The organism is Kutzneria sp. CA-103260 (assembly GCF_018263855.1).
Classification (GTDB): Bacteria; Actinomycetota; Actinomycetes; order Mycobacteriales; family Pseudonocardiaceae; genus Kutzneria.
Window position 1 is genome coordinate 5,297,779 of record NZ_CP073318.1, and the last position, 12,120, is coordinate 5,309,898.

Annotated in this window: 12 protein-coding genes; 4 read left to right on the forward strand and 8 right to left on the reverse strand. The window is 70.5% G+C overall.

What is annotated here, in order from left to right; genetic code table 11:
* Window positions 1-74 precede the first annotated feature (74 nt).
* The 3 genes from JJ691_RS22990 to JJ691_RS23000 all read right to left on the reverse strand — a co-directional run bounded on the left by JJ691_RS22990 (window position 75) and on the right by JJ691_RS23000 (window position 1,626).
* Entirely contained in the window at window positions 75-413 is a 339-nt protein-coding gene (locus JJ691_RS22990; protein ID WP_211770779.1) for a hypothetical protein, read from the reverse strand.
* A complete protein-coding gene (locus JJ691_RS22995) occupies window positions 397-582 on the reverse strand; it encodes a hypothetical protein (protein WP_211772291.1) in 186 nt (61 codons plus the stop codon). Before JJ691_RS22995 ends, JJ691_RS22990 begins: the two co-directional genes overlap by 17 nt.
* 138 nt (window positions 583-720) lie before the next feature.
* The gene (locus JJ691_RS23000) at window positions 721-1,626 is read right to left on the reverse strand and encodes a helix-turn-helix domain-containing protein (RefSeq protein ID WP_211770780.1); all 906 of its coding nucleotides are present in this window, start codon (window positions 1,624-1,626) and stop codon (window positions 721-723) included.
* A gap of 220 nt (window positions 1,627-1,846) precedes the next feature.
* Here JJ691_RS23000 and JJ691_RS23005 point away from each other — a divergent pair, with 220 nt between their 5' ends.
* Window positions 1,847-2,662 (forward strand): SAM-dependent methyltransferase, encoded by an 816-nt coding sequence (locus tag JJ691_RS23005; protein ID WP_211770781.1) that lies wholly within the window; start codon window positions 1,847-1,849, stop codon window positions 2,660-2,662.
* A gap of 48 nt (window positions 2,663-2,710) precedes the next feature.
* Here JJ691_RS23005 and JJ691_RS23010 read toward each other — a convergent pair whose 3' ends face one another.
* A complete protein-coding gene (locus tag JJ691_RS23010) occupies window positions 2,711-4,654 on the reverse strand; it encodes an intein-containing Rv2578c family radical SAM protein (protein WP_249228127.1) in 1,944 nt (647 codons plus the stop codon).
* A gap of 172 nt (window positions 4,655-4,826) precedes the next feature.
* Here JJ691_RS23010 and JJ691_RS23015 point away from each other — a divergent pair, with 172 nt between their 5' ends.
* Together JJ691_RS23015 and JJ691_RS23020 are read left to right on the forward strand one after the other, a co-directional pair.
* Window positions 4,827-5,048, forward strand: coding sequence for a DUF7489 domain-containing protein (locus JJ691_RS23015; RefSeq protein ID WP_211770783.1), 222 nt, complete (start codon window positions 4,827-4,829; stop codon window positions 5,046-5,048).
* A gap of 120 nt (window positions 5,049-5,168) precedes the next feature.
* On the forward strand, window positions 5,169-6,686 hold the full coding sequence (locus JJ691_RS23020) for a YibE/F family protein (RefSeq protein WP_249228128.1): 1,518 nt from the start codon (window positions 5,169-5,171) through the stop codon (window positions 6,684-6,686).
* A gap of 76 nt (window positions 6,687-6,762) precedes the next feature.
* Here the strand turns inward: JJ691_RS23020 and JJ691_RS23025 are convergent, their stop codons facing one another.
* Genes JJ691_RS23025 through JJ691_RS23040 form a run of 4 tightly spaced genes read right to left on the reverse strand, consistent with a single transcriptional unit; the run spans window position 6,763 to window position 11,133 of the window.
* Complete coding sequence (locus JJ691_RS23025) at window positions 6,763-8,523, reverse strand: hypothetical protein (RefSeq protein ID WP_211770785.1); 1,761 nt, start codon at window positions 8,521-8,523, stop codon at window positions 6,763-6,765.
* The gene (gene hisS / locus JJ691_RS23030; protein WP_249228262.1) at window positions 8,520-9,770 is read right to left on the reverse strand and encodes a histidine--tRNA ligase; all 1,251 of its coding nucleotides are present in this window, start codon (window positions 9,768-9,770) and stop codon (window positions 8,520-8,522) included. The genes JJ691_RS23025 and hisS overlap by 4 nt, the downstream gene beginning before the upstream one ends.
* Window positions 9,771-9,798: 28 nt before the next feature.
* Entirely contained in the window at window positions 9,799-10,431 is a 633-nt protein-coding gene (locus JJ691_RS23035) for a hypothetical protein (RefSeq protein ID WP_211770787.1), read from the reverse strand.
* Between the two features lie 3 nt (window positions 10,432-10,434).
* Window positions 10,435-11,133 carry an MBL fold metallo-hydrolase gene (locus tag JJ691_RS23040; RefSeq protein WP_211770788.1) on the reverse strand — a complete coding sequence of 233 codons (699 nt, stop codon included), beginning with the start codon at window positions 11,131-11,133 and terminating at the stop codon, window positions 10,435-10,437.
* 128 nt (window positions 11,134-11,261) lie between these two features.
* On the opposite strand from JJ691_RS23040, the gene JJ691_RS23045 reads away from it, so the two are divergent.
* Complete coding sequence (locus tag JJ691_RS23045) at window positions 11,262-12,113, forward strand: peptidylprolyl isomerase (protein WP_211770789.1); 852 nt, start codon at window positions 11,262-11,264, stop codon at window positions 12,111-12,113.
* The last annotated feature ends 7 nt before the right edge of the window (window positions 12,114-12,120 follow it).

The window sequence follows — 12,120 nt, forward strand, 5'->3', positions numbered from 1 at the left end:
GGCTTTCCCCACTCCGAGTGGAGGAATAGTCCGTTCCCAGCGCTGACGAACGGGTGCGGGTGCCGCCGGAAGGGTCAGCTGGCGACCGCGTGGCGCAGCAGCACTGAGCCGGGGGTGCGGTCGTCGGGCAGGTCCAGCAGTTCGGTCAGCACCTCGCCGGCGGGGCCGGCCGAGCGCCAGGTGATGCGGGTCGGGGTGAGGTAGTTGGTCTCGTCGCCCGGCATCCGGGTGGCGACCACGTCGTCCTCGCCGCGCAGCCAGACCACGTCGACGACGTTGTGGTGGGCCCGCACGCCGATCACCGCGACGACGTGGCCGTCGGGGTTGCGCGGGTGCATGAACCGGAAGCCCTTGGCCACCAGTTCGGCCAGCCGCTGGTCCGTGGACGTTGATGCCTCAGTCGAGGAAGTCATCGAACTCGCCATCTCTCGCGCCGGCCGCCGGGGCCGCGATCTCGGCTCGGGTGCCGGCCAGCGCCGGGCCGATCGGGAAGCGGGAGCAGTCGCGCACGCCCGGTCGCCCCATCGCTCCCAAACCCATCGCCCGCAGTGGCGCCACAGCGTCGTGGACCTGGCCGGTCATGCTCCCCACCCCTCACGCTCGCATTCGAGCTTGCAGCTGCACGTGCATCTGAGTGTTGGGTCACGTTAGCACGGCCACATGCACGTGCAGATGAGCCGCTCGCAAGTTGGGCCGGCAGGGTGATCTTCGGGCCAGGGCCTAAAGGGCGTCCATGACCTCGGCCAGCGAACGCCGGGTCCGCTCCGGGGTCTCGGCGTCCACCATCAGCCGGTCCACCACCCGGCTGTACTGCTCGATCTCCTGCCGCTTGTCCAGATACAGGGCCCCGGTCAGGTGCTCGATGTAGACGAGGTTGGGCAGCTCGGGCTCGGCGAAGCGCAGCATTGTGAACGAGCCCTCGGCCGCGTACCCGCTCAAATCGAACGGAACCACCTGAATGGTGATGTTCGGGCGCTTGGTGTACTCGATCAGCCGCTTGAGCTGGGCCCGCATCACGTCCTTGCCGCCGATCGGCCGGTGCAGCACCGACTCGTCGAGCACGGCCCACAGCCGCGGCGCGTTGGGCTTGGTCAGCAGCTCCTGCCGCTTCAGGCGCAGCCGCACCCGGCGCTCGACCACGTCGCTGGCCGCGTCGGGCCGGCCGCGGGTGGCGATGGCCCGGGCGTAGTCCTCGGTCTGCAGCAGGCCCGGCACGAACTGGGCCTCGTAGGTCTGGATCCGGGCCGCGGACTCCTCCAGGCCGACGTAGTCCTGGAACCAGTCGGGCATCAGGTCGGTGTAGCGGTGCCACCAGCCGGGCTCGTTGGACCGCTTGACCATGTCCAGGAAGACCTCGCGCTCGCCCGGGTCGTCCACCCCGTACAGCGACAGCAGGTCGGCGACGTCGCGCTCCTTGAAGCTGACCCGCCCCAGCTCGAGCCGGCTGATCTTGGACTCGGAGCCGCGGATGGCGTACCCGGCGTCGGCCCGGGTGATCTCCGCGCCCTCCCGCAGCCGGCGTAGCTGGGATCCGAGCACGATTCGCCGCGCTGTCGGCCCGGCACCATGATCCACCGAGCGGCCGTTACCACTTTCGGATGAATTGGTGGGGTCAATCGCGCCCATCGTGGCTCCTCCCTTACGCCATCGCCACCCGGATCCGCCCTGCTCGCGGTGCCCTCCCCAGGTGCTTCCATCAGGGCCTTTTCCTGGCGATCCCGACTACTCAACGTACACCGAGCCCGGTGGAGACCGACAGCGCACCGCCGTTTACCGCAGTCGCGACGCAGCAATAGGCTTACTCGCTCGGTTTGCCGGAACCACCCTGACGGTCTGCGAGGCGGAGATGCCCACTCCCAAAGCACCAGTGCACATCGACACGACCAAGGCCAGCATTGCCCGCGTCTACGACGCGTTTCTGAACGGCAAGGACAACTACGAGGTCGACCGGGAGGTGTTCCGGCGGGTCAAGTCGGTCGCCCCGGAGGCCGCCCTGCTCGCCGTCGACAACCGGAACTTCCTGATCCGCGCCACCCGCTTCATCGCCAGCCAGACCAACATCACCCAGTACCTGGACTGCGGGTCCGGCCTGCCCACGGCCGAGAACACCCACCAGGTGGCGCAGCGGCTCAACCCCGACTCCAAGGTCGTCTACGTGGACAACGACCCGGTGGTGATCGCGCACGGCCGGGCGCTGCTGGAGGAGAACGACCAGACGCACTTCAGCGCGGCCGACATCTTCAACCCGGAGGAACTGCTCCAGGACGAGGTGGTGCGCAAGTACATCGACTTCAACGAGCCGCTGGCGCTGTTCCACATGGGCACCATGCACCACTACACCGGCGACCGGGCGCAGGAGATCATGCGGACCTACGTCGACGCGCTGCCGTCGGGCTCGTACGTGGGGCTGAGCCACTTCTTCGACCCCGAGTCCGAGCAGTACAACGAGCTGGCCCGGCGCATGGAGGACATGTTCGTGCACAGCCCGATGGGCAGCGGCGTGTTCCGCACCCGGGCCGAGATCGAGGGCATGTTCCCGGGCCTGGAGATGGTCGAGCCGGGCGTGGTGGAGTGCGTGCGCTGGTGGCCGGACGGCCCGCAGATCAAGCCGATGGACCCGGTGCAGTACTGCATCGTCGGCGGCATCGGCCGCAAGCCGTAGTCCCGGCCGGATCGCCGGCGCGACCCCCAGTCGCCGGCGGCCGTCGCCCTACAGCAGGGTGAGCTGCTCCTGGTCGACGCGGTGGGCAGGGGCCACCGCGTCGACCGGCAGCGCCCCGGCCGGCCAGGTCGCCTCCTGGTCCGCGCCGGGAACGCCGGTGGCGGCCTCCCTCGACACCTTCGGCGCCAAGCCGTGCTTGCGCACCAACGGTTCCACCAGAGCCGCGAGCTGTCGCCGGTACCGGCGGTCCGCGTAGCTGCCGTTGCCGTAGAGCCGCCGGTAGCCAGGAACCAGTGACGGGTGTTCCCGTTTCAGCCAGCCGGCAAACCACTCCCGGGCCCCCGGACGCAGATGCAGGGCCAGCACGGTGACACCGCTGGCGCCGGCAGCGGCGATCGAGCCCAGCAAGTCGTCCAGCCGCTGCCGTGAATCGGTGAGCCAGGGCAGCACCGGCGCGACGAACACCCCGCACGGCAGGCCCGCGTCGGCGACCCGGCGGACCAGCTCCAGCCGGGCCTGCGGGCTGGGCGTGCCGGGCTCCAGGCTGTGCTGGACTTCCTTGTCCAGCAAGGCGATCGAGACGCCCAGCCCGACCGGCACCCGTGTGCTCGCCTCGACCAGCAGCGGGATGTCCCGGGTCATCGTGGTGCCCTTGGTCAGGATGGAGAACGGCGTGCCGGAGTCGGCCAGCGCCCGGATGATGCCCGGCATCAGCTGGTAGCGGCCCTCGGCCCGCTGGTACGGGTCGGTGTTGGTGCCCATGGCGACGTGCTCGCGGGTCCAGCGCGGCGAGGACAGCTTGGCCCGCAACACTTCGGCGGCGTTGACCTTGACCACCACCTGGCTGTCGAAGTCGTGGCCGGCGTCGAGATCCAGGTATGTGTGGGTGTTGCGGGCGAAGCAGTTGTGGCTGACCACGCCGTCGGCGATGAAGTCCCCGGTGCCGGTGGTGATGTCGTAGAGGCGGCGGGTGTCCAGGCGTTCGATCTTCATCACGGTCTGGTCCGCGGCCGGCACCAGCTCGCCCCGCACGTCCAGCCGGCCGGCCGTGGCCGGGTCGACGGTCTGCCGGAACCGCAGCCGCTCCCCCGGCCCGGCGGTCAGCACCACCGCCCGACGGTCCTCGGTGACGTGGTGGTCGAAGTCGAGTTCCTTCAACGCCAAGCAGATCGCGTCCAGCAGCCGGGCGTCCCGGGTGAAGATCCGCGGCACGCCGTCGCGCACACTGCCGCGGGCGTCGAAGATCCCGGCCAGCAGACCCTTGTGCCAGTCCAGCCCCGGGGCCAGCGGCAGGTCAGCATCCATCACCTCGGCGGAAACGGCCGAGGTGCCCAACTCGGAGAGGTAGCGCTCGGTGCGGTCGATGCCCTCGGCCCCGGCCAGCGCCACCCGGAAACCTTGCGTGCCACCGCCTTGCACCATGCCGCACAGGTAACCCCGTTGATAGCTCTCGGTTTCCTCCGGCGGTAACGCGAACTTGCCGGTGCCGACCAGTTCCGTGCCCACGGTCAGGTGGGGACGCATCGTCCCGGCCACGTGCCGCCAGCCGTCCGCGGTCAGGAACCGGTGGTCCCCGCTGGCCACGATCTCCGTGCCGTCGCGCAGGGTGATCCGGTAGGCCCGCTTGCTCGTGGTCCAGTGGGCCAACACTGTCGTTCGCACATAACGGCGTTCGCCGCCGACCACGCTCGTGCCCACGATGTCGTCGCCGACTTCCAGCCGGGCCAACGGTTTCGTGCCGCCGTCGGCCAACAGGATCGGCGTCTGCCCGTCCAGGCAGTAGACACAGCCATGGGTGCAGCCGCGATAGGGGTTGACCGTCCAGCTGAACGGCATCGGCGAGCCGCCGGGCACCCGGTTCAGCACGCTCTTGGCCCGCACCTCGTGGAACACCACGCCGGCGAACTCCGGCGAGCGCACCGACCTGATCAGGCCGGACAGTCCCAGCAGGGCCGGCTGGTCGCGGTCCACCCGTTGCTCGTCCCATCGCACCCCGCCATTCGAACACGTGTTCGATCGAACGTCAACCGAACGGCCACCGCGTTCCCCCACCCGTGGCGGCCGCCCGCCGCGCTGGGCTGATCGGGGCATCAACCAACAGGTGGATTTCGCTCTCCCCTCACGGTCGATGTGATCGCACCCCGGGGCCTCGCAGACTGGCTGCATGTTCACTTCACGACAGCCCGCGCCGGAAGAGGCGTGGGAAGGTGTGGTTCTGGAGAAGTCGCGCGGCATGACCGACGGCGCGAACCTGTACCGCTACCTCACGGTGCGGATGTCCACCGGCCGGGCTCGCAAGGTCCGGGTCGACCGTGAGCTGTGGGACTCCGTCGCCCAAGGCGACGGAATCGTCAAGGAGGCCGGCTCGAAGCCGGTGAAGAAGTAGCCTCGCGGCGTTCGGAGCAACCGAACGGGCCGGCCCGGAGTCAGCCACGACATGGTGAAGGGATCCCCGGAGCCGGTCCCCGGTGTCACGGCCGACCCCGGGACCGGTCAGGATGTGGTGGTGAGCCACGGGCACGGGCACAGCCACGGACCGGCGGCACCGGCCTCGGCCCGGGTCCGCCGGCTGGTCATCGGCCTGCTGCTGCCGCTGATGGCGCTGACCCTGGTCGGTGTGGCGGTGCTGTACCCGTGGGGCGGGCACGCGACGGCGGCCAACGCCGGCGTGGACGGGCCGACCGTCACCGAGCACGGCGTGGTCACCAAGGTGGCGGCCAGCGGCTGCGGGGGTGGTGGCGGCTCGGGCGGAAACAACGGGGGCTCAGGCGGCGGCAACGGGAGCGGCGGGGCGCAGTGTGAGGCGGTCACCGTCCAGCTGGACAACCAGCAGACCATCACCGAGCCGATGCCGATCGAGCCGTCCACGCCCCGGTTCAGCGTGGGCGACAAGGTGGTGCTGGGCTACAACGGCGCCGATCCGAGCGACCCGTCCTCCTACCAGCTGCTGGACTTCCAGCGCGGGTTCCCGCTGGCGCTGCTGGGAGTGCTGTTCGCGGCGGCGGTGCTGATCCTGGGGCGGATGCAGGGGCTGAAGGCCCTGGGCGCGCTGATTCTGACGTTCGTGGTCATCGTCCTGTTTGTGCTGCCGGCGATGCTGGCCGGCAAGGATCCGTTGTCGGTCGGCGTGGTCGGCGCGGCGGTGATCATGTTCATGGTGCTGTACCTGACCCACGGCCTGTCCGCGCGGACCTCGACGGCCGTGGTGGGCACGCTGGTCAGCCTGGGGCTGATCGGCGTGCTGGGCTGGCTGTTCTCGCTCGTGGGCAACCTGACCGGCCTGGACGAGGACACGGCGAACCTGATCACTGTGCTGGGCCACGGCATCGACGCTCGGGGCCTGCTGCTGGCCGGCATCGTCATCGGCTCGGTCGGTGTGCTCGACGACGTCACGGTCACGCAGACCAGCGCGGTGTGGGAGCTGCGGCGGGCCAACCCCAAGCTGGGCTGGCGCGAGCTGTACGCCGCCGGCCTGCGCATCGGCCGCGACCACATGTCGTCCTCGGTCAACGCCCTCGTGATGGCCTATGCCGGCGCGGCCCTGCCCCTGCTGCTCGCCTACGCCGCGAGCGGGCGCGGCCTGACCGACGTGCTGACGGCCGAGACGGTGGCCCAGGAGCTGGTGCGGACCCTGGTCGGCAGCATCGGCCTGGTCGCGTCGGTGCCGATCACCACGCTGTTGGCGGCGCTGATCGCCATGCAGGAGCACATCGCCATCCCGGTGCGCCGCAAGCGAAAGCCACCGACCCAGGACGACATGCCCACCGAGGAGATCCAGGGTTTGCCTGTCTCCAAGACCCCCGAACCAGCCCCGCAACGGTCTTCAACCGCCTCAAACCCCCGCCGGCGCCGGCCCGAGGGCCAGCCTCAGCGGCCACCAGCGCCACCGCAGTCCCCGAGCCGCCGAGTGCCACCGGCGGGTCCCGCCGCCGAAGACCCGCCACCCCGGGGTACGGGTGTCTCCAAGACCCGCAAACAGCTGCCGGAGCCACCGCCAACCACCCCAAACCCCCGCCGGGCCTGAGGCAGTTGAAGACCGCCATGGTCGACGTTTGTAGGTCTTGGAGACCAGCAATCGTCGACGAGGAAACGTCGTGGCGTTAGGAAGCCGCGGCGTAGCCCAGCAGTGACTCGGTGGTGGCGCCGTCGCAGCTGGCGTCGTCCAACACGAAGTGGTCGTAGGTGTCGCCGCGGTAGCAACGGTAGAGAGGCACGCCACTGCTGCCCACCTGGCCCTCAAGCCGGTCGAAGGTGACGCCCTCGCAGTGCTGGTCCAGGGAAACCATGTGGTCAGTGCCGCCGGGAACGGCGTATTCGCAGCCGTACAAGGGAGTCGAGCCGTCGAGGAACCACTGCCGCTGGGCGGTGTAGTCAGCGGTGACGGGACCGCTCGTTGCCCAGTGCAGGCCGTTGCCGTTGGCGTACAGGGAAAACGGCACGCGGGTGGTGGTCAGGGCGTAGCCGAGCAGGCCATCCAGCTGGCCACCGCGACAGCCGGGGTCGGACCACAGGTAGTGATCGTTGCCGGCGGCCGGATAACACCGGTACAGCGGTGTGTTGGGCTGGGCCGGCGGCGAGGTGTAGAGCCAGCCCAGGGTGCCGAGCATGGCGTTGTTCGGGCTCTCGCACCCGGAATTGGTCGACGGCATGTAGTCGTCGGCACTGGTGCGGCAGGACAGCAGCCGCACCGCGCCGGGCTGCTCGGTCACCGCAATCCGCCACACGGAGCCGGATTGCGGGTAGAAGCCGGGGGCGGTGACCAGATCGGTGGCGGTCCGGTCGTGGCTGCCGTCGGTGTAGCCGACCAATGTGGAGTACGCGGCCGACTGTCCGCCGGTGCAGGTCACCAGCCGCCGCATCAGGTGCGCGTTGTTCCATTGCGGCGTCTGGGTGTTCGGCCACTGGGTGTAGAAGACGAAGAACTGGTTCGCCCCGGGCCCCGGCACGATCGTCGGGTAGGCGTCGAAGGATTCGGGGTCACGGAACAAGGTCACCCGGTCCGACCAGGCGAGCAGCCCGTCGGTGGACGTCGACAGGACGAACTCGTGCGGGGACACGCCGGCCACCATCACGGTGCCGCCGCCGAACGAGGTCACGGCCGGGGCCCAGGCCATCGATCCCGTTTGGACGGACGACGACTGCCCGCCGACGCCGGGCTCTTCCCAGCCGCCGTTGTGGTACTTCGACCACGCGCCGGCGACCCCGGCCAGCACGTCGGACACCTTGGCCCGCGCCACCGACAGCACCGTCGGCACCAGGTTGTCGTCGAAGTCGGCGAAGTACAGGTACAGATAGTCGCCACGCCGCACCAGGATCGGGTCGCCGAGGTCAGCGTCCCCACCGGCGGCCTCAACCTCTTGCGGCGTCGCCCGAGGCGTGACGGCGGTTTCCAGGTAGCGCGTGGTGTAGGTGGCCGGGTCGAAGGCGCCGATCAGCAGCTCGGACGAGAAGTGCGCGTTGGCGAACCGGTGTTCGGCGTGCACGGTCTGCAGGATCGTGCCGTCGACGTCGAGCACCGGACCGCCGGCCACGTACTGGAACCCGGCCGGCACACCGGTGACGTCCTTGCGCGCCACCACATCCCCGGCGATCGGATTGTCCAGCGTGCCCTTGGTGGCGACCACAACGGCGTGTCCGCCGGGCTCGTTGAGTCCAGCGGTCAGGAACAAGCCCTGGTCCGGCAGGTAGCCGAAGGCGCTGTCGGGCCACTCGTCCAGGCCGTGGGCCTGACGGTCCTGATTGGACACAACCTCGACCGCCGGCCCGACGGAAACGCCGGAGCACACCGCGGCTGGGGCGACCGCGGCCGCCGCCGGCACATTCGAGACGATCAGCGCGGCGGCGACCAGCAGCGACTTCACTTGCCCAGCGGCCTTTCCTCGGGCTCCGCGGTGTCGGCCTTGAGGTGGATCAGCGAGGTGAAGCCGGCGGCCTCCAGGCGGCCCAGCTGCGCGCCGAACTTGCCGGAACGCGGTTGCACGGCCGCGGTCCGCCCGCCGGAGCGCACCTCGCGGGCCACCCGGAACACCGTGGCCAGCGGCACGTCCGACTCGAACAGCACGGCCACGCTGTCCTCGCGGGGCAGCTCACCAAGCATGTCCACGATGCGCTCGAAGCCGATGGAGAAGCCGCAGGCCGGCACGTCCTTGCCCAGCGAGCGGCCGATCAGCTTGTCGTAGCGGCCGCCGCCGGCCAGCGAGTACGACACCGACGGGTGGCCGACCTCGAAGATCTGCCCGGTGTAGTAGCCCATGCCGCGCACCAGGGTCGGGTCGAACTCCCAGGTGAGCCCGGACAGCTCGTCCAGGCAGCCGGCCACCGTGCCCAGGTCGGCCACCACGTCCTCGGCCAGCGCCGGGATGACGTCGGAGAGCGTGTCGGCGACCTTGTCGGCGGCCAGCCCGGTCAGCGACTCGATCCGCTCCCGGGCGGCGTCCACGGCCTCGCCCGGCAGGTCCCGGCCGACCAGCTCGGCCCGCACCCCGTCCCAGCCGATCTTGTCCAGCTTGTCCAGGCCGATGAAGAACGTCGACCAGGCCGACTCGTCCAGGCCGACCGCGGCGGCCAGCGCGGACAGGTAGCGGCGGTCGGACAGCCGCACGGTGGTGCCGGTCAGGCCGACGCCGGCCAGCGCCTGCGCGGTCGCCTCGATCAGCTCCACCTCGGCCAGCACCGACGCCTCGCCGATCAGGTCGATGTCGCACTGGTAGAACTGGCGGTAGCGGCCCTTGGCCGGCCGCTCGGCCCGCCACACCGGCCCGAACTGGAAGGACCGGAACGGCGTGGGCAGGGTGGCCTGGTTGTTGCCGTAGAACCGGGTCAGCGGCACGGTCAGGTCGAAGCGCAGCCCGAAGTCGATCAGGTCGTGCAGCGGGGTCCCGGCCTCGACCACGGCCGGCAGGCCACGGCGCAGCACCTGGAACAGCAGCTTCTCGTTCTCGCCGCCCTGGCCGCCGGTAAGCCGGTTGATGTCCTCCAGCGCCGGTGTCTCGATGCGCTGGTAGCCGAACCGATGATAGACGTCCGTGATCGTCGCGAGCACGTGGTCACGGGTGGCCACGGCCGACGGGAGCAGGTCACGGGTGCCCCGGGCGGGGCTGTTGTCCATCTTCACCTTGCGGTCCTTAGCGAGTGGTTTAGGAGTCGAGCGTGGCCACGAAACTGGTCACGGTGTCGGTCTGGAGTCGTTGGGCCAGCTTGCCGGCCGGCACGACGCCGGCCAACTGATATAGCGGCCGGCCACCCATGTCCTCGCCGCGGGCCTCGGCCCGCAGCTGGGCCACCAGCAGCTCGGCGAACACCAGCGGCCCGGGGTCGCCGGCGCCGGACAGGCCGTCGGCCAGCTTGCGCAGCGCCAGCACGCCCAGCTCGCGGCCGCCGGCCGCGGCGTAGGTGGCCAGCGCGACGTTGATGGTGCGCCCCTTGGGCGCGCCGGTGATCAGCAGCCCGATGGTGCGGGTGCCGCGCACGTCGGTGACCATCAGGTCCAACCCGGTCAGGCCGTGCAGGTCCACGGTCCGGGTGCCCAGCGCCCGCACCGACACCTGGGAGCCGGCCAACCAGACCCGGCGGCGGGACTCCACGACGGCCAGCACGATCAGTGGCACCGCGACCACCACGGCGGTGATCCCGCCGGCGAGGAATCCGCCGAGCAGGGCCACCACCTCGCCGATCACCAGTCCCAGCACCAGCGCGGCGACCACCACCAGGCGGGCCCGCTTGCGCAGCGCCGCGGGGTCGATCAGGTCAAGCGGGATGCGCTCGGCCACGCCTCACATCCCCCGTCGCGGGGCGGCCGGGCGATCGTCATCCAGGCCGTGGAGGAACGGGTTGCCGGCGCGCTCCCGGCCGATGGTGCTGCTCGGCCCGTGCCCGGGTAGCACGACGGTGTCGTCGGGCAGGGGCAACACCTTGTGCCGCAACGAGTCCAGCATCGCGGCGTGGTCGCCGCCGGGCAGGTCGGTGCGGCCGATCGAGCCGGCGAACAGGGTGTCGCCGGACAGCACCAGCCGGCCGCCCTCCTCGGTGCCGGCGCGGAACATCACCGAGCCGCCGGTGTGGCCCGGCGTGTGGTCGACCAGCAGGCCCATCCCGGCCAAGTCCAGTGCCACGCCGTCGGCCAGCTCGCGGACCTCGGACGGCTCGCGCATCTCCAGGCGGCCGCCGAAGAACGACGCGGTCTCCCGGCTGACGCCCTTGAGCGGGTCGGACAGCATGTCCCGGTCGTCCGGGTGGATCCAGGCCGGGATGTCGTTGCCGTCGCACACCGGCGTGACCGAGAAGGCGTGGTCGAAGTGGCCGTGCGTGAGCAGCACCGCGACCGGTGACAGCCGGTGCTTGCGCAGCGCCTGCGCGACAGCCTCCTCGGCGTCCTGGCCGGGGTCGACGATGACGCAGGGCTCACCCTCGCCGGCCGCGAGCAGATAGCAGTTGGCCTGGAGGGCGCCGGTCGGGAACCCGACGACGAGCACGGGCGGAACCTCCATCCAGGGGCGAATCGACCCGGCAAGCCTACCGGGCGGGGACCACCACACAGCGGTCACACCCCGTCGTCCTACACTCGCGGCAGTCTTGTCGTCACAACCCGGGGAGAGCGCAGGTGCCGAGCAACGAACAGCGCCGCGAGGCCGCGAAGCGGAAGTTGGAGCGGCAGCTCGTTCGTCGAGCTCAGCGCGCCCGCCGGCGCCGCATCACCAGCATTTCCGTCACGGCCGTCGTAGTCGTGGTGGTGGCTGGCGGCGTGTGGTGGCTGGTGGCCAGCCCCGGCACCAGCTCGGACGCGGCCGCCGCGTCGAGCTCGGCGGCGCCGACCTCCTCGACGCCGATCAGCATCCCGACCGCGGACGCTCCCGCGCCGAAGCGGCCCACGCCGCTGGCCGCCACGGTGAACTGCACGTACACCAAGGACGGCGACGCCGCCAAGAAGAACAACCTGCCCAACGGCTCGAACATCTCCAGCCAGGGCACGGTGTCGGTGACGCTGAAGACCAACGACGGCGACATCCCGCTGACGCTGGACCGCTCGCTCGCGCCGTGCGCGGTGAACAGCTTCGTGAGCCTGTCCGGCCAGGGCTACTACGACAACACCAGCTGCCACCGGCTGAGCACCTCGGGCCTGCAGATGCTGCAGTGCGGCGACCCCAAGGGCGACGGCACCGGCGGCCCGGGCTACAAGTTCGACGACGAGGTGTGGAGCTCGATCAAGTACGGCCGCGGCTACCTGGCCATGGCCAACTCGGGCCCGAACACCAACGGCAGCCAGTTCTTCCTGGTCTACGGCGACGCCCAGCTGGACCCGAGCTACACCGTGTTCGGCACGATCTCCGACGCCGGCCTGAAGGTGATCGACGACATCGCCCGCGCCGGTGACGACGGCGCGTACGACAGCAGCGCCGGCGGTGGCCACCCCAACAAGAAGGTGACCATCACCAAGGCCCAGGTCGCGGCCTGACCCAGCA